Raw genomic sequence first — 17,445 nt, forward strand, 5'->3', positions numbered from 1 at the left:
GAATCCATGAACGTCCCTGACATTCGCGTGGAGAAGGGCAACGCAGACCCGGAGGAAGTCGCCGCCATAACGGCGGTCCTCCTGGCCCGCGCGGCCGCCCGGCCGACCGCCGACACCGAGCAGACCCACCGAGGCCGCGCGAAGGCGGGCTGGCGCCGCCTGGAACGCGAAAACGGCTTCCGAGCACCGCACAGCTGGCACTGAGCTTCAGCGCGACGTGACTGCGACCCCGCTTTCCCTTCGGGAGGGCGGGGTCGCGGCGTTCCTCAGGTGACAACGACAGTGACACCGGGGAAGTCGAGGGCGCCCGGGTCGTCGGGGAGGACGCAGTTGTGGAGAGTGAGATGCTCCACCGTCGGGGGGACGAAATCCGGGGCCCGCAACCATGAGGTGACGTCGATGTTGTGGAGGCCCAGATTCAGCAGCCCCGTCCGGGTCGAGATCGTCGACAGCCCTTTGGGAATGCCGTATGAGCTGCCGTAGACGTCCATAACCGTGATGTCGGGATGCCGCTTCACAACGGACAGATCCGTCTCCGGACCCGCTGTCAGGAAGGCGAGGTGGCGCATTTTCGGCCCCAGGCGCAGCCTGCCCAGATCCGGCCCGCCCCGGACGTCGAGAGCCAGGTATGCCAGCCGTGTCAGTTCGTGCAGCGCATCCAGGTGGCTCAGCGAGATGTCTCCGTACAGGATGAGCCCGCCCAGGTTGGGGTGAGCCCGCAGCACCGACAGATCCACGCGGCCTTTCAGCGACCATGCGATGAGAGTGGCCAGCGGTGGAAGCTCGGCGACGGAGGTGAAGTCGTGGATCTGATGCTGGATGGTCACCGACTGCAGACCGGGGAGGCGGGGCAGGAGGCGCCACTGGTCGGAGCGGGTGAGTTCGACGTCGTGATGTTCCAGCGGCAGCCGCGACAGGACCCGTTCGGCGTAGGCCTCGGCGTCGAAGTAGGCCCAGCCGAGGATCAGTTCGTCGATTACCGGGTCGCGTTCCTCGCTGACGTAGCCCGCCAGCAGTGCAAGAGCATCCGGTCCGCCGATCAGTGTCACCGCCCGCACCGTGTGGACAGCCGCCTTCTCTGTCAATGAGCCGAGTGACGGAGGCAGCTTGCGCAGCAGGCTCGTCCCCACCGCCGCGAGCCCGATGGCCTCTGTCGCCCGGCGGGGCGGAAGCAAGGTGTCCACCGCCGTGTCCAGCCGCTCCGCGAGGCTTTCCGAAAGCTCCGGTACCGTCTCCTGGCAAGCCGCCGCCAGCAGCCGCAGCTTTCGCCCGTACCGGGGTTCGGAGTCGGCCCGGTCCAGAATGCCGCCCAGGAGTTCCTCGCGCTGGGGGCGGTTCGCGTGGCCCGCGGCCATGATGACCGTCTCCCGCCACAGGTCCTGGTGGGCCCGGCCCACCAGGTTGCCGATGCGGTCCTCCTCCGTGGCCTCCTCGGCGGCCAGGTACTCCTGGAACGTGCGGTGGACGAAGTCCAGCCGGCCCTCGGCGGGGGAGCGCAGCACCCCCGAGCGGCCCCGCAACTGCGCCAGCACCTTGTCGCCGTCCTGTTCCTCCAGGTGCCGCATGCCCGCGAGCTTCCGCCTGACGTACAGAGCAGCCTGATCAAGCGGAACGTCGCTGCGGTTGTTGTCCGACAGCCGCCACGCCAGGTCGCGCAGCAGCACCAGCTTGTCGCCGAGGCTCAGGCGGCTGTCCAGCGCACTGGGGACGTTCCGGTTGGCGTCCCGGTCGTGGACCAGGGTGTGGAGCGCGTTGCGGTACAGCTCCATCCGGTCGCGGGGGAGCTGGCTGCCCCGGTTCAGGTGCATCGCGCACAGCATCGCCGCCAGCAGGGGGGTGCCCGCCAGGGACTGGAGATGCGGCCGGTCCTTGAGGCTGGTGAGCAGCGACTGCTCGTAGCGCGGCAGTTCCTCCGCCGGACACGGCAACTCGTCGCCCAGCTCCTGTACCGCCCGGTGCCACTGCCGTACGAAGGCCGCCAGGTCGGGCGGTGTCATCCGGTCCAGGTGGAGGGCCGTGAACTCCTCTCGCCGCAGCCAGTCCGCCCCGGCCGCCGCCGGACGCGAGGTGACCACGACGCGTACCTCCCCGTACGCCGCCAGCAGCCTGCGCAGCCACTCCCGGACGCCCCGCCGCTCGGCGTCCAGCAGCTCGTCCACGCCGTCGATGAGCAGCAGCGCCTTCCCGTCCGCCAGCTGCCGCTCCACCCACGCCTTCGGCATGACCCCGGTGATCTGCCCGGCCACCGAGTCCAGCATCGCCTCCGGCACCGGCAGCGCCCGCCCGCTGAACTCCCGCAGTTTCACGAACACCGGAGTCAGGCCGTTCCAGTCGGCCAGCTCGCCGGTGAACGCCCCGCGGGCCGCCGTGACCGCCAGCCAGCGCAGCAGCGTCGTCTTGCCGGAGCCCGCCTCACCGCGCAGCAGCACCCGCCTGGAGCCGCCCAGAGCCGCCTCTACGCGCATCCCGGCCGCCTCGCCCCCGCCCTCCTCCCAGAGGCTCATGTCGGGCCGCAGGAGCGGCAGGGAGCGGCGGGCGAGCCGGGTCCCGCTCTCGTCGCCGGTGGCCCGCAGGCTCACGTACGCCACGGACAGCCGCACCTGGGCCGCCGCCCGGTCCGAGGCCCGCCGGAACAGCTCCACCTCGTCCAGGGTCGTGCTCACCAGCTCCAGGTACCGGCGCCGGAAGTCCCCGTCCCGGTTCGTGCCCTCGGGGGCGAACAGCGATCTGTCCGGCAGCTTCTCCAGGACCCGGGCGATCTCCGTGCCCAGGGACGTCGTGCGCGCCAGCAGCTCCGTCAGCGCCCGCTCCTCGTACACCGGCAGACCCCGCACGATCCGGACGTAGTACTCGACGCACTCCGCGAACAGCAGCTCGTACAGGCGGCCTTCCGCCTCGCCGAGGCCGACCGGTGGCCGTACCGACCGGGTGACCCGGCGGACCACCTCAGCCGGGTTCGCGTCCGTCGCCAGGATCGCCTCGTCGGACAGGTCGGCGGCGGCGAACGTGTCGCACACGCCGTTGACCACGGCCAGGCGGCCGGACTCCGTCAGGCCCGCGAACTCCCGGTCCAGGAACGGCGCGAGGCGGTCGAACACCGCGTCCGCCATCTCCCCGAACTGCCGCTCCACGCTGCGCTGCAGACGCAGGCCCGGCACCCGCAGCCGTATCAACTCGGCCATGTCCATGCGGCGTTCCTGCTCCCGCCGCTTCCCGCCCAGCCAGGTCTGGGCCGCCGAGCGGGCCACGGTCGTCCCCAGCCGTAACGCCGCTGCCTCAGCACTCATCCCGCAGTCCCCCTCCGTCCCGGCCAGTGTGCCAGCGGGGTATGACAAAGGGGCCCCTTCCGGTGGGAAAGAGCCCCTCGTGCGGCTGACCGCTAGCGCAGGCGGGCCATGAGTGCGTGTTCGACCAGGGTGATCAGGGCCGACTTGGCGTCCGCGCGGTGGCGGGCGTCCGTCGTGATGATCGGGGTGTCGGGGCCGATCTGGAGCGCCTCGCGGACCTCTTCGGGGTTGTACGGCTGGCTGCCGTCGAAGCCGTTGAGGGCGACGACGAACGGGAGACCCGAGTTCTCGAAGTAGTCGACCGCCGGGAAGCAGTCGGCCAGGCGCCGGGTGTCCACGAGGACGATCGCGCCGATCGCACCTCGCACCAGGTCGTCCCACATGAACCAGAAGCGGTCCTGACCCGGCGTACCGAAGAGGTACAGGATCAGGTCCTGGTCCAGGGTGATGCGGCCGAAGTCCATGGCGACCGTGGTGGTCGTCTTGTCCCCGGTGTGGGTGAGGTCGTCGATGCCGGCAGACGCGGACGTCATCACGGCCTCTGTGCGCAGCGGGTTGATCTCCGAGACGGCACCGACGAACGTGGTCTTGCCCACGCCGAAGCCGCCCGCCACCACGATCTTCGCGGACGTGGTGGAGCGGGAAGGCCCTCCGCTAGAGCTTGCGAAGTCCACTGAGCACCCTTTCGAGCAGTGTCACGTCTGGCTGGCCACCGGCGTTCTCGTCGCCGCCGGGCTGATGGATGGCGACCAGGCCCGCCTCCGCCAAGTCGGCGACGAGGATCCTGGCCACGCCGAGAGGGATCGACAGGAGGGCCGAGACTTCGGCCACCGACTTGATCTCCCGGCAGAGGTTGCAGATCCGCTGATGCTCGGGCAGCTGGCCCTGCATCTGGTGCGGCTGCGCGGTGGTGTGCACCAGTGCCTCGATGGCGAGCTGGTACCGCGGGCGGGTCCGGCCACCGGTCATGGCGTACGGACGCACCAAGGGGTTGTGCGACCCCGAGGCCGGCGCCGGCTCGGGACGGCGCTGCGGCTGCACCGGCTGGATGCGCGGCGCCGGCGGCTGGTCGTACGGCGAAGGGCCGGGGCCCTGCGGTGCGTACGGCTGCCGGTGGCTCGGCGCGGAGGGGAAGTTGTACCGGTTCGCGGAACCGTCGCCCTGGCCCTGCGCAGGACCGTACGACCAGTTGCCGTTATTCGAACCGTTTGGGGGTGTTGCCACTTTCTCTCCTCCTCCGACCGTGCCGGGCACCCATCACTGTGGAGCCGCGTCCCGAAACCTTACGGCCCCGGGACGCGAAAACGCACCGTCTGCTTGTTAGTTGAGAAGGCTTCCCTGGAGTTCCGCACGCAGATCCGGGGTAAGAACCGTGCCCGCTCGGTCCACCAAAAGGGCCATCTCGTACCCAACCAGGCCGATATCGGCCTCGGGGTGGGCCAGGACGGCCAAGGAGGACCCATCGGAAATGGACATGATGAACAGGAACCCCCGCTCCATCTCCACAACCGTCTGGTTCACGCTGCCGCCCTCGAAAATCCGGGACGCGCCCGCCGTCAGGGACGTCAGTCCGGAGGCGACGGCCGCGAGCTGGTCGGCGCGGTCGCGGGGGAAGCCGTCGGACATCGCCAGAAGGAGTCCGTCGGCGGAGACCACCACCGTGTGGGACACCCCCGGGGTGTTGTCCACGAAGTTGGTGATCAACCAGTTCAGGTTCTGTGCCGCCTGGCTCATCGGGCTCACACTAACGCTCCTGGTTGTAGGTGCTGTCAGGACCGAAGCCCTGGCCGTTCGTTTCACTGCCTGCGTTGCGTCCGCGCTGGACGCCCCTGCGCAGGTTGCTCAGCCTGCCCCGGACGTCCTCCGGGGCGCGGGAGACCTGTGGGCCGCCCTGAGGGGTGTTCTCGGCGGCTCCCTCGACCAGGTTGGCCTTGGGTACCCGCCTCGGCAGACCGGAGGAGGTGACCCCGCCCGCCTTGGGCTTGCGCAGCTGCGAGGCCTGCTGCCAGCGCTCGTCGTTCGCCGAACGCCAGCTGCTGTCACCGTTGGACTCCGGAGCCGAGGCCGCCGGAGCCGAAGCCGCGGCCGGAGCCTGCTGCGCGGGACCCGCGCCGTTCGGGCCGGCCGGACCGCCGGATCCCCGGCGGGGCAGCCCCGCGTTGGTCAGCTGGTGGCCGGCCGAGGGGGCCGCTCCCGGACGGTCGAAGCCTACGCGGTTCCGCTCGTCCACGTCACCGGCCTGCGCCGACTCCGCTTCCGGAGCGTACTGGGCCGGGTAACCGTTCTGGTAGCTGTCCTGCTGCTGCCCCTGCTGCGGCCAGTCGTCCTGGTAGGGCTGCTGGTCCCCGAACGCCGGGAACGGCTCGGGGGCGGCGGCCTGGGCGGCCGCGGGCTCCTCCTGGACCGGTTCCGGATACGTGGGCTCCGGGTAGCCGCCGTTGGTGGCGAAGGCGTCCGGCGAGAACGTGTCGTTCTGCGGCAGGCCGCCGTTCGGCGCGTAGTACTGCTCGTCGTACGCGCTCTGCGACCGCTCCTGGTACTGCTGCCCGGCGTCGAAGCCCGTGGGCTGCTCCTGGAAGCCCGTACCGCTGGTGTCGTAGCCCTGCCGGCCCTGGTCGAACTCGTCGGCGTAGGCCGGGATCTCCGCGGTCTCCTGCGGGCTCTGGGGGAGCTGTGGGGCCTGTCCGGGCTGCGCCTGGGCCTCCAGGGCCGCACGGCGCTCCTCGCGCATCAGAGAGCGGCCGACGGGGTCCAGATCGCGGATGTCGTCGGGGACCTCCACGTAGCGGCTGTCGTCGAAGCCCAGCTCGGCCGCCGTGCGCATCGGCTGGAGCTGCGGCTGCTGGCTGAAGTTCTCAGCGTGGAACTGCTGCTCCGGGATGATCTGCGAGACGGTGAACTCGTCGCGGTCCAGCTGCTGTTCGCCGCCACCACCGTGGGTGATGGCGTCCGGCAGCATGACCAGCGAGGTGGTGCCGGCCTGCTCGCCGGAGGGCCGCAGCTGGACCCGGATGCCGTGCCGGTCGGAGAGCCGGCCGACCACGAAGAGGCCCATGCGCTGGGAGATCGCGGCGTCCACGGTCGGCGGGTTGGCCAGCTTGTGGTTGATGTCCGCGAAGTCCTCGGCGGTGAGGCCGATGCCCTTGTCGTGGATCTCGATCATGATGCGGCCGTCGGGGAGACGGGTCGCGGTGACGCGGACCTTGGTCTGCGGGGAGGAGAACGTGGTGGCGTTCTCCAGGAGCTCGGCCAGCAGGTGCACGAGGTCGGTGACCGCGCGGCCGTGGATCTCGGCCTCCGGGACGCCGGAGAGCTCGACGCGCTCGTACTGCTCCACCTCGGAGGAGGCGGCGCGCAGCACGTCCACCAGCGGGACCGGCTGGTCCCAGCGGCGGCCGGGCTCCTCGCCGGCGAGGACCAGGAGGTTCTCGCCGTTGCGGCGCATACGGGTCGCGAGGTGGTCCAGACGGAAGAGGTTCTCCAGCTGGTCCGGGTCGGCCTCGTTGTTCTCCAGGTCGGTGATCAGGGTCAGCTGGCCCTCGATCAGCGACTGGTTGCGGCGCGACAGGTTGGTGAAGATCGCGTTGATGTTGCCCCGCAGCAGGGCCTGCTCGGCGGCGAGCCGGACGGCCTCGCGGTGGACCTGGTCGAAGGCGCGGGCGACTTCGCCGATCTCGTCGGTCGTGGTGATCGGGATCGGCGCCACCCGGGTGTCGACCCGGCCGGGGTCGGTGCGGGAGAGCTGGTCGACCAGCATCGGCAGGCGCTGCTCGGCGATGCCGAAGGCGGCGTTGCGCAGCTGGCGCATCGAGCGGGACATCTGGCGGGCCACCATGCCGGCCAGGATGAACGCCGCGAGCAGGGCGACCACGACCGCGGCACCGGTGATGAACGCGGAGGTCTTGGCGTCGTCGGCGATGCCGGAGGCCTCGCTCACCGCCTTGTCGGCCATGTCCGACTCGATCGTGCGGTAGGCGTTGTACTTGAGCGTGTTGACCGCCCACCAGTTGTCGGCGGTGACGCCCCCGGCCGCCAGCGTCTGGCGGGTGCCCGGGTCGGTGTCCTGCAGCGTCGCCAGCGCCGAGACCATCGCGTTGTCCTTGGACGGCGGGGCCACGTAGTTCGGGTCCTTGGCCTTCGCCTGCTGGACCAGCGCCGCGCCTTCGGTCTTCATCTTCGCCTGGAGGTCGGTCAGCTTCTGCGCGTCCGCCTCGGTGCCACCGCCGAGGTACTCCTCGACGGCGATGCCCTCGAGGTAGGCGTACGACGAGAGGGCGACCCGCTGGGTGGCCAGGTTGCCGGCGTCCGGGCCGGGCTTGATCAGCAGGTGCATGCCGATCGACCGCTCCAGCGACAGGGCCGCCTTGGTGAGCGAGATGGCGTAGACCGTACGGCCGTAGGAGGTGATGTTTCCGGTACCCAGACCGAGCTCGTTGGCGAACTCCATCAGCGGGTGGGCGACCTGGGTGTAGCCCTCTTCCGTCTTCACACCGCCGAGCCTGGTGGTGTACGCGGCGGCGCGCAGGTTCGTGAGGGCGGGCTCCGCCTCGCGGAACAGCTTCAGGCGGCGCTCCAGGCCCGACTTCTGCGGCATGTTCTGCGCGGCGGCGTCGAAGGCGTCGGCGGCCTTGTCGGTCGCGGCGCGCGCGTCGGTGACGGTCGCCTTGTCCTTGTTCAGGAGCAGCGGTGCCGCGGTGACGTCACGCTCGTTGTACAGGGCGTCGGCGTAGCTGAGGGAGGCGCGGACCAGGCGGGCGGTGTTCTCCGCGTCCCGGGCCTCCTGCCAGGTGTCGATGGAGCTCTTCACCTGGAAGCCGCCCATGACCAGGCCGACGACCACGGGTATGAGCAGGATCGCGTTCAGCCTGGTCGGCACTCGCCAGTTGCGCGGGGAGAAACGGCCGCCGCTCTTCGCGGGCGCGGCCGGTGGTTCCGCGGCTGGCACAGGGGTGGGCGCCGCAGCGCGCGGCGGCGGGGTGAAGTTGCCCCGTGCCGACGGCTCGGGACCGTTCTTGCTTCGCCTCACTCGACCAACAACCTCTCGGCGGCGGGCACCTATCGTCGTGCCGCAGTCTCTCAGAGCCCGGTGTGTCATCGACCACTACTCAGTACGTCTTTGACTATTGGGCAGTTCAGGCATTCCAGCACGGGGGCCTGCGCACTTCCAAACAGCGGAAAGCGGTGGAGTGCGGCCTTGTAAGCCCCAGATAAAACGGTCATAAAGAGCGAGCCCCGCCAAAAGGCGGGGCTGTTGTGAGCGCAGCGGTACCGCGCGACCGCGACGCGTGGCGATATCACCGGATTCCTCTGCCGAAACGTTATGAACACCGGAGCCGACCGTGTCAAAGGCCACAGTCGGCTCCGGTTTCCGTACGACAACTGCCGTATACGACGAACGACTTGGCTGCTACCGCAGCCGCGCCATGAGAGCGTGCTCCACCAGCGTGATCAGCGCGCTCTTGGCATCGGCGCGGTGCCGGGCGTCCGTGGTGATGATCGGCGCGTCCGGGCCGATCTGCAGCGCCTCGCGCACCTCCTCGGGCGTGTAGGGCTGGTGCCCGTCGAAGCCGTTGAGCGCTATGACGAACGGCAGACCGCTGTTCTCGAAATAGTCCACCGCCGGAAAACAGTCGGCGAGCCGGCGGGTGTCCACCAGGACGACGGCGCCGATCGCGCCTCGCACCAGGTCGTCCCACATGAACCAGAAGCGGTCCTGGCCCGGCGTACCGAACAGGTACAGGATCAGGTCCTGGTCGAGGGTGATACGTCCGAAGTCCATCGCCACCGTGGTGGTGGTCTTGTCCCCGGTGTGGGTCAGGTCGTCGATGCCCGCCGAGGCGGACGTCATCACGGCCTCCGTGCGCAGCGGGTTGATCTCGGAGACCGCTCCCACGAACGTGGTCTTGCCGACGCCGAAGCCGCCCGCCACCACGATCTTCGCGGAGGTGGTGGCCCGACCTCCGTCAGAGCTTGCGAAGTCCACTGAGCACCCTTTCGAGCAGCGTCACGTCAGGTGCGCCACCGTTGTTCTCGTCGCCGCCCGGCTGGTGGATGGCGACCAGGCCGGCCTCGGCGAGGTCGGCCACCAGGATCCGGGCCACACCGAGCGGCATGGCGAGCAGCGCCGAGACCTCGGCCACCGACTTCACCTCACGGCACAGGTGGCAGATGCGCTGGTGCTCCGGGAGCAGCCCCATGAGCGCTGCCGGGTCGGCCGTCGTGCTGATCAGCGCCTCGATGGCGAGCTGATAGCGCGGCCGTGTCCGGCCGCCGGTCATCGCGTAAGGACGTACCAGCGGCTGGTCGCCCTCGTCCCCGTACGGCTCCGCGTACGGATCATGAGAGGCGGTGGGCGGGGTCATCGTTCCTCCGGGCGGGACAGCAAGTCGGTCAGTCGTGCCGTCGGACGTGGCCGGTGGGGGGATTGTGGCGGCCGGACGGTGATTTGGTGAGGCGGGTTGGATCCGGGCTGTCAGTGGAGCAGACTGCCTTGCAGTTCGGCACGCAGGTCGGGCGTGAGCACCGCGCCCGCGCGGTCGACCAGGAGCGCCATCTCGTAGCCGACGAGGCCGATGTCGCACTCGGGGTGGGCCAGAACCGCGAGGGACGACCCGTCCGAGACGGACATCAGGAAAAGAAAGCCGCGTTCCATCTCGACGACCGTCTGTGCGACGTCGCCCCCCTCGAAGATCCGGGAAGCCCCGGCCGTCAGCGAGGTGAGTCCGGACGCGACGGCCGCCAACTGGTCGGCACGGTCACGGGGGAAGCCTTCGGACATCGCCAGAAGGAGACCGTCGGCGGATACGACGACGGTGTGGGACACACCGGGGGTGTTGTCCACGAAGTTGGTGATCAACCAGTTGAGGTTCTGTGCCGCCTGGCTCATCGGACTCAACTAACGCTCCTGCTGGTGAGTGGGGCTCGGGAAGCTGCCGGTCTGCGGGCCGGTACCGGCCTGCCGTCCCTGCGCGATACCCCGACGGAGATTGGTCAGCCGGCCGCGGACGTCATCAGGCGCTCGCGAGACCTGCGGACCGGTGTGGTGCTGTTGCTGCTGAGCCGTACCCGGGACGAGGTTCGCCCTGGGCACCCGGCGCGGCAGACCGGAGGTGGTGACACCGCCCGCCGCCGGCTGCCGTACACGCTCCGCCTGCCGGACGAGGTCGTCGTTCGGGGAGGTGCGCCAGGCTGCCTGGGCGGGACGCTGGGGGGCCGCGGCGGCCGGGGCCGGCGGCTGGGCAGGAACGGGCGGGACCGGCGCCGAGCCGTTTCCGTGGCCGTTGCTCTGCGGGTGCTGCTGCTCCTGCTGGCCGCCGTGGAACCAGTTGGTCTCCAGCGTGTCGTACAGCGGGGTACGACCGTCACCGGGACCGCTGGCCGGCGGCAGCGCCTCGGGCTCCTGACGGGCCGGCGGCGCGGGCGGGACCGGCGGACGCTGCGGTGCGCCGAAGTCCATGCCGCGGCCGTTGGTCCCCGGCCGCTCGAACTGGCCCGTGCCGTTCTGGCCGTTGGCGTACTGCCCGTTGCCGTACTGGCCGTTGCCGTTCTGGCCGTTGGCCGCGTAGCCGTTCTGGCGGCCGGGCAGGGAGTGCTGGCCGGTGGAGCTGCCGTCGTAGGACGGTGCGGCGAACTGGCCGGTGGAGCCGTTGTCGTAGCCCTGCGGTGCGGCGAACTGCCCGGTGTTCGGGGAGCCGCCCTGCGGCCCGGTCGACCCGCCGAAGACATCGGAGCGGACGAACTGCCCCGAGTCCTGCTGGCCGTTCACGTTGGGCCGGGGGAAGGAACCCGTGTCCTGCGGCCCGTTCGCGCCGGGACGGGGGAACGAGCCGGTGTCCTGCTGGCCGTTCACGTTGGGCCGCGGGAAGGATCCCGTGTCCTGCGGTCCGTTCATGCCCGGGCGGGGGAACGAGCCGGTGTTCTGCGAGCCGTTCACGTTGGGCCGCGGGAAGGATCCCGTGTCCTGCGGTCCGTTCGCGCCGGGGCGAGGGAAGGAACCGGTGTTCTGCGAGCCGTTCGGCAGGTTGAAGTCCGGGCGCGGGAACTCGCCGGTGGACGACGGCCCCTGCGGGATCGCCGGCATCTGCGAGGTGGCGCCCAGGTCCTGCCGGCCGTCGATGCGGGGCATCGGCGCGGTGTGGGCCGGGTCCTGCTCGTCGTGGCCGCGCGGGGTGTCCAGCGAGGCACGGGAGACCGGCGGCTGGGCGTTGTCGTCGCTCCAGCTGGGCCTGCCCTGCGGCGGGTTGCCGCCGGGCAGCTCGGCCCGCGGGCCACCGCGCGGCGGCAGCTGGGGCTGTCGGCCCTGGTCGGAGGGGGAGGCGGAGCGCTGCGGCGGGACCGGAGCCCGGTTGCCGAAGGCGTCCTGAGCGCCGAAGGAGTCCTGCCGGTTACCGAACGCGTCCTGGTCGCCGAAGGCACCGCCGCCGGCGTTGGGCCGGCCCTGCGGGGGAGCCGCCGGACCCTGCTGGCCACGGGCGCCGCCCGGCGCACCGGGACGGCCGCCGTTCGGGCCCGCGCCGGGCAGCGCGGCCCGGGGACCCTGGCCCGCGCCGACCTGGCCGCGCGGAGCCGCACCGGCGCCGAGCAGTCCGCCGCCGGAGGGGCCGCCGGCACCGAGGGCGCCACCGCGTGAACCGGCGGCACCGCCGCCGAGGGCCGCGGCAGGGGCACCCGCGCCGAGCGAACCGCCGGCACCGCCCTGGCCGCCGCGCCGGGCCGCGGCCGCACCGGCCGCTGCCTGTGCGGCGGCCGGACCGCCGGACGCCGGGGCGCCGGGCTTGCCGGGAGCGGGCTTCTTGCCGCCCTGGGCGACGTCGACGGGCAGCATGACCAGCGCGGTCGTACCACCGGAGTCGGACGGGCGCAGCTGGATGCGGATGCCGTGCCGCTGCGACAGACGACCGACCACGAAGAGGCCCATGCGGCGGGAGACGGAGACGTCCACGGTGGGCGGCGAGGCGAGCCGCTCGTTGATCGCCGCGAGGTCCTCGGGGGAGAGGCCGATACCGGTGTCGTGGATCTCGATCAGGACGCGGCCGTCGGGCAGCGCGTGACCGGTGACCTTGACCTTGGTCTGCGGCGAGGAGAACGAGGTGGCGTTCTCGAGCAGCTCGGCCAGCAGGTGCACGAGGTCGTTGACCACGCGGCCGGCCACTTCGGTGGTCGGCACGGCGGCCAGTTCGATGCGCTCGTACTGCTCCACCTCGGACGCGGCGGCGCGGAGCACGTCGACCAGCGGGACCGGGCGGGTCCAGCGGCGACCGGGCTCTTCACCGGCGAGGACGAGGAGGTTCTCACCGTTACGGCGCATACGCGTCGCGAGGTGGTCGAGCTTGAAGAGGGAGGAGAGCTGGTCCGGGTCGGCCTCGCGGGACTCCAGTTCGGAGATGAGCGAGAGCTGACGCTGGATGAGGCCCTGGGAGCGGCGCGAGAGGTTGGTGAACATCGCGTTGACGTTGCCCCGCAGGAGGGCCTGCTCGGCGGCGAGGCGGACGGCCTCGCGGTGCACGTCGTCGAAGGCCGCGGCCACCTGGCCGATCTCGTCCCGGGAGTGCACACCGACCGACTCCACGGACGTGTCGACGTCCTGCGGGTCGGACTCGGAGAGCTGCTTGACCAGCTCGGGCAGCCGGTCCTGGGCGACCTTGGTGGCGGTCTCCTGGAGGCGGCGCAGCGAGCGGATCATGGAGCGGGCCACGATGAAGGCGCCGACCAGCGACACACCGAGGACGAGCAGGATCAGCGCACCGGAGAGGATGGCTTCCTGCTCGGAGGAGGACCGCAGCTCGCGGGCCTTCTGCTCCATGTCCTCGAGCAGCGAGTGCTCGATCTTCTCCATCTGGTCGATCTTGGTCGAGCTGTCGTCCACCCAGTCCTTGTACGACCGCTTGCTCAGCTCGTTGAGACCGTTCTCGGCGCCGAGCGCACGCTTGGCGTACGTGTCGGCGGCCTCGATCGTGGGGTTCTTCCCCTCGATCGGCTCCAGCAGTGTCGCGGCGTTGCCGGCGTAGATCTTCCGGAAGATCGTCAGTTCGGAGGTCTCGCTCTCCTGGGCGGACTCGCCGTACAGGCGGTCGTTCTCGGAGAGGTCACCCGCGGTCGTGTTGTTGGCGGGCAGGGCCGCGGCGATGACGGCGCGCTGCACGGACGCGTACTCCTTGGCGGTGGAGAACGCCGCCAGGGCGCGGGTGCGCTGGATCATCTCCGGGTTGCTGGAGGCCTGCGCCATGTCCTGGGAGAGGTCGATCAGCTGGGTGATCAGCCGGTGGTAGGACTCGACCGTCTGGGTCGAGTTCTCCTTCTGCTGATAGGCGTCCTTGCGGATCTTCGCCAGGTCGTCCAGCTGGCCGGCCAGACCGACGAGGCTGTCCCGGACGCCCTGGAGCTGACCGTTCTTGCTCGCGGCGTCGATTTCCTCGGAGGCGTTGAGGAAGTTGTCGCGGGCGCGGTCGGTCTGCGCTTCCTGGTTCTTGATCGCGAGGCTGGTGCTCGACTGACCGTGCGCCAGCGGACCGGCCGTCTCGTCGCGCTCGTCCTGGAGCGCGACGGCCAGCTCGGTCGCCTGCTTGGTCATCTCCGTCAGCAGCTTGATGTTGTCGAGCTGCTGGATGCTGTCGAGTGACTGGTTGATGCGCACCGCGCCCAACGAGGTCGCCGCCACCACGGGGAGCGCGAGCAGCGATACCAGGCGCGTGGAGATGCGCCAGTTGCGCAGGGCTATGCGCGGGCCGGGGTTGGACGGGCCCTTGGGGGGCTTGATCGTGGGTGCTGGTGTGGCGGTCGGTTGGGGGCCCGAAGTCGCCGAAGACGCCGACACGGCGGGGCGCCCGGAGCGCTCACCGCCGTCACCACCGCCGGCCGAGGCCGGGCCCTGGTTCTGGGCGTGCTGGGGCGAGGAACCGCGGTCGGTCCCGCCGTGCGCCTCCGGCTCCGCCGAAGCGCTGCCATCCCTCTTGAAACGTCCCTGCACTAGCGTCGCAACCTCTGGACCAGGCGCCCCTCCGCTGAACGGAGAGACACGGTGTCGGCGTTGATAGGGGGGAGCGCCCTGAATGCGCGCCCCCTGTTGGTCGTGAGTGTGACCGGCGCTGGATCCCCCTGTCTCGCCGCCACCTGGCGCTGCGTTGCGCCCCCTGCGCGCCGGCTCGATCCCGCGGCGGTCCGTGGAATTCCAGCACAGTGCCGGATCTCCAACAAGGGCCGTGAGCCGAGCTGTGACCTCCGTGACAGCGTGTGAGTGACACGTTACGAGATGTCGAAGCTGATCGCGTACATAACGGACGTATCCCTGCCAGTCGCAGGCGCGGGAGGCGTGTCCCAGTCGCCATGATCAGGAGCGGAATGACATCTTCAGTTCGCCAATGTCCGTTTCATTGCGGTGACTTGTCGGCCCGGAATGACCGTTTCGCCCTCGACTTCGTGAGCAAACTCACACGCGGATCACAGCTACTTGGCGGCTTCCGCCGGGAATTCGATGTTTAGCCTGGCGCTTTACAAGAGGGAAGTCTCTGCCAACCGACACATGACGGGGTCCACGACAACCGTGAAGACGACGATGATGTTCCGCAACATAGCCAACCCCCGGCGTACCACTCTCGCCCACCTCAAGGACGCCGAGGAACTGGCGACCCCCGAACTCCCCGAGCACTCCCTCGACCTCCCCGCCCAGACCGCCAACCCGCGGCGCACCATCCTCATGGAGATGCCGGTCACGACCTCGGTGGCCGAGTAGCCGTCAGTACGGGTCACGGCCGCCGTTCACTCACTCACCCGGTCACCGGGTCGTTTTCACGGCGGCCACCCCTTACCGCGTTAGCCTGGAGCGTCAGACTCCAGCCGGCTCAGTGAGGGGCGCAAGGATCCCGTGCGCATCGCCAGGTTCTCCATCGACGGGAACGTCGCCTTCGGCGCCGTCGAGGGCGACAAGCAGGACGAACTCGTCCTCGACATCATCAAGGGCATTCCGTTCACGGACTTCGAGCTCTCCGGCACGAAGGTCCCGCTGAACAAGGTACGGCTGCTCCCGCCGGTGCTCCCCAACAAGGTCGTCGCCTACGGCCGCAACTACGCCGAGCACGCGAGGGAGCTGGGCAACGAGGTCCCGGACGCCCCCTTCGCCTTCTTCAAGCCGTCCACCTCGGTGATCGGCTCCGGCGACGAGATCCAGTACCCCTCGTTCTCCCAGGACCTCCACCACGAGGCCGAACTGGCCGTGGTCATCGGCCGCATGTGCCGCGAGGTCCCGCGCGAGCGCGTCCAGGACGTCATCCTCGGCTACACCTGCGCCAACGACGTCACCGCCCGCGACGTCCAGAAGCGCGAGAAGCAGTGGGCCCGGGCCAAGGGCTTCGACACCTCCTGCCCGCTCGGCCCCTGGGTGGAGACCGGCCTGGACCTCTCCACCGCGTCCGACCTGACGATCCAGCTCACGGTCAACGGCGAACAGCGCCAGCTCGGCCGGACGAGCGAGATGATCCATCCCATCGCTGACCTGATCGTCCACATCACCGAGGCCATGACGCTGCTCCCCGGCGACGTGATCCTCACCGGCACCCCGGCAGGGGTAGGCCCCCTCAACGTCGGCGACGAGGTCGCCGTCACCATCGAAGGCATCGGCACTCTCACCAACAAGGTTGTCAAGCGTGGCTAGCGCACCCGGCTCCCCCGTCCGCGTCCGTTTCTGTCCCTCGCCCACCGGTAACCCCCATGTGGGCCTGGTCCGCACCGCCCTGTTCAACTGGGCGTTCGCCCGGCACCACCAGGGCACGCTGGTCTTCCGCATCGAGGACACCGACGCGGCCCGCGACTCCGAGGAGTCGTACAACCAGCTGCTCGACGCGATGCGCTGGCTGGGCTTCGACTGGGACGAGGGCCCCGAGGTCGGCGGCCCGCACGCGCCGTACCGCCAGTCGCAGCGCATGGACCTGTACAAGGACGTCGCCCAGAAGCTGCTCGACGCCGGCCACGCCTACCACTGCTACTGCTCCCAGGAGGAGCTGGACACCCGCCGCGAGGCCGCCCGCGCGGCCGGCCGGCCGTCCGGCTACGACGGCCACTGCCGCGACCTCAGCGCCGAGCAGGTCGAGGAGTACAAGGCCCAGGGCCGCACCCCGATCGTCCGCTTCCGGATGCCCGACGAGACGATCACCTTCACGGACCTGGTCCGCGGCGAGCTGACCTTCACCCCGGAGAACGTCCCGGACTACGGCATCGTCCGCGCGAACGGCGCCCCGCTGTACACGCTGGTCAACCCGGTCGACGACGCCCTGATGGAGATCACCCACGTCCTGCGCGGCGAGGACCTGCTCTCCTCCACCCCGCGCCAGATCGGCCTCTACAAGGCGCTGACCGAGCTCGGCATCGCCCAGCAGATCCCGGCCTTCGGTCACCTTCCCTACGTCATGGGCGAGGGCAACAAGAAGCTCTCCAAGCGCGACCCGGAGTCCTCGCTCAACCTCTACCGCGAGCGCGGCTTCCTCCCCGAGGGCCTGCTCAACTACCTCTCCCTGCTCGGCTGGTCGTTCTCGGCGGACCAGGACATCTTCTCGATCGAGGAGATGGTCGCCGCCTTCGAGATCTCCGACGTGAACCCCAACCCGGCCCGCTTCGACCTCAAGAAGTGCGAGGCGATCAACGCCGACCACATCCGCCTCCTGGAGGTGAAGGACTTCACGGAGCGCTGCGCCCCCTGGCTGAAGGCCCCCTTCGCCCCCTGGGCCCCGGCGGACTTCGACGAGTCCAAGTGGCACGCGATCGCCCCGCACGCCCAGACCCGCCTGAAGGTCCTGTCGGAGATCACCGACAACGTCGACTTCCTGTTCCTGCCCGAGCCGGTCTCCGACGAGGCGTCGTGGACGAAGGCGATGAAGGAGGGCAGCGACGCCCTGCTGGCCACGGCCCGGGAGAAGCTGGAGTCGGCCGACTGGACCTCTCCGGAGTCCCTGAAGGAGGCCGTCCTGGCCGCCGGCGAGGCCCACGGCCTCAAGCTCGGCAAGGCCCAGGCCCCGGTCCGGGTGGCCGTCACCGGCCGCACGGTCGGCCTGCCGCTCTTCGAGTCCCTGGAGATCCTGGGCAAGGAGAAGACCCTGGCCAGGATCGACGCGGCGCTCGCGAGGCTGACCGTGTAACACGCAGGCGTACATGAGGGGCGGCGCCCGGAGCT

At 70.2% G+C, this 17,445-nt stretch carries 13 protein-coding genes; 4 read left to right on the forward strand and 9 right to left on the reverse strand.

The window, feature by feature from the left end; all coding sequences use genetic code 11:
• The first annotated feature begins 6 nt into the window (after nt 1–6).
• On the forward strand, nt 7–204 hold the full coding sequence (locus ACFWXC_RS45345; protein WP_089098553.1) for an acyl-CoA carboxylase subunit epsilon: 198 nt from the start codon (nt 7–9) through the stop codon (nt 202–204).
• A gap of 62 nt (nt 205–266) precedes the next feature.
• On the opposite strand, the gene ACFWXC_RS45350 is transcribed toward ACFWXC_RS45345, so the two are convergent.
• From ACFWXC_RS45350 to ACFWXC_RS45390, 9 genes are all read right to left on the reverse strand, one after another.
• Complete coding sequence (locus ACFWXC_RS45350; protein ID WP_384488789.1) at nt 267–3,287, reverse strand: NACHT domain-containing protein; 3,021 nt, start codon at nt 3,285–3,287, stop codon at nt 267–269.
• 92 nt (nt 3,288–3,379) lie between these two features.
• Complete coding sequence (locus tag ACFWXC_RS45355; RefSeq protein ID WP_123973912.1) at nt 3,380–3,961, reverse strand: ATP/GTP-binding protein; 582 nt, start codon at nt 3,959–3,961, stop codon at nt 3,380–3,382.
• Nucleotides 3,942–4,511 carry a DUF742 domain-containing protein gene (locus ACFWXC_RS45360; RefSeq protein WP_384488791.1) on the reverse strand — a complete coding sequence of 190 codons (570 nt, stop codon included), beginning with the start codon at nt 4,509–4,511 and terminating at the stop codon, nt 3,942–3,944. Before ACFWXC_RS45360 ends, ACFWXC_RS45355 begins: the two co-directional genes overlap by 20 nt.
• A 96-nt stretch (nt 4,512–4,607) precedes the next feature.
• Entirely contained in the window at nt 4,608–5,021 is a 414-nt protein-coding gene (locus tag ACFWXC_RS45365) for a roadblock/LC7 domain-containing protein (RefSeq protein WP_217455051.1), read from the reverse strand.
• A gap of 10 nt (nt 5,022–5,031) precedes the next feature.
• Nucleotides 5,032–8,313, reverse strand: a complete 3,282-nt coding sequence (locus ACFWXC_RS45370; protein ID WP_384488793.1) for a nitrate- and nitrite sensing domain-containing protein — start codon at nt 8,311–8,313, stop codon at nt 5,032–5,034.
• Nucleotides 8,314–8,694: 381 nt separating this feature from the next.
• Nucleotides 8,695–9,270 carry an ATP/GTP-binding protein gene (locus tag ACFWXC_RS45375; protein ID WP_046729249.1) on the reverse strand — a complete coding sequence of 192 codons (576 nt, stop codon included), beginning with the start codon at nt 9,268–9,270 and terminating at the stop codon, nt 8,695–8,697.
• Nucleotides 9,251–9,649, reverse strand: a complete 399-nt coding sequence (locus ACFWXC_RS45380) for a DUF742 domain-containing protein (RefSeq protein ID WP_019058642.1) — start codon at nt 9,647–9,649, stop codon at nt 9,251–9,253. Before ACFWXC_RS45380 ends, ACFWXC_RS45375 begins: the two co-directional genes overlap by 20 nt.
• Before the next feature lie 110 nt (nt 9,650–9,759).
• Complete coding sequence (locus tag ACFWXC_RS45385) at nt 9,760–10,173, reverse strand: roadblock/LC7 domain-containing protein (RefSeq protein WP_005479910.1); 414 nt, start codon at nt 10,171–10,173, stop codon at nt 9,760–9,762.
• Between the two features lie 9 nt (nt 10,174–10,182).
• Nucleotides 10,183–14,253: a nitrate- and nitrite sensing domain-containing protein gene (locus ACFWXC_RS45390; protein WP_384488796.1), complete on the reverse strand. Its 4,071-nt coding sequence runs from the start codon at nt 14,251–14,253 to the stop codon at nt 10,183–10,185.
• Between the two features lie 573 nt (nt 14,254–14,826).
• On the opposite strand from ACFWXC_RS45390, the gene ACFWXC_RS45395 reads away from it, so the two are divergent.
• The 3 genes from ACFWXC_RS45395 to gltX all read left to right on the forward strand — a co-directional run bounded on the left by ACFWXC_RS45395 (nt 14,827) and on the right by gltX (nt 17,410).
• Nucleotides 14,827–15,015: a hypothetical protein gene (locus ACFWXC_RS45395; protein ID WP_384488806.1), complete on the forward strand. Its 189-nt coding sequence runs from the start codon at nt 14,827–14,829 to the stop codon at nt 15,013–15,015.
• 132 nt (nt 15,016–15,147) lie between these two features.
• Nucleotides 15,148–15,933 (forward strand): fumarylacetoacetate hydrolase family protein, encoded by a 786-nt coding sequence (locus ACFWXC_RS45400; protein WP_384488798.1) that lies wholly within the window; start codon nt 15,148–15,150, stop codon nt 15,931–15,933.
• Nucleotides 15,926–17,410 (forward strand): glutamate--tRNA ligase, encoded by a 1,485-nt coding sequence (gene gltX / locus ACFWXC_RS45405; RefSeq protein ID WP_384488800.1) that lies wholly within the window; start codon nt 15,926–15,928, stop codon nt 17,408–17,410. The genes ACFWXC_RS45400 and gltX overlap by 8 nt, the downstream gene beginning before the upstream one ends.
• Nucleotides 17,411–17,445 lie beyond the last annotated feature (35 nt).

This window comes from Streptomyces sp. NPDC058683, assembly GCF_042716195.1.
Classification (GTDB): Bacteria; Actinomycetota; Actinomycetes; order Streptomycetales; family Streptomycetaceae; genus Streptomyces.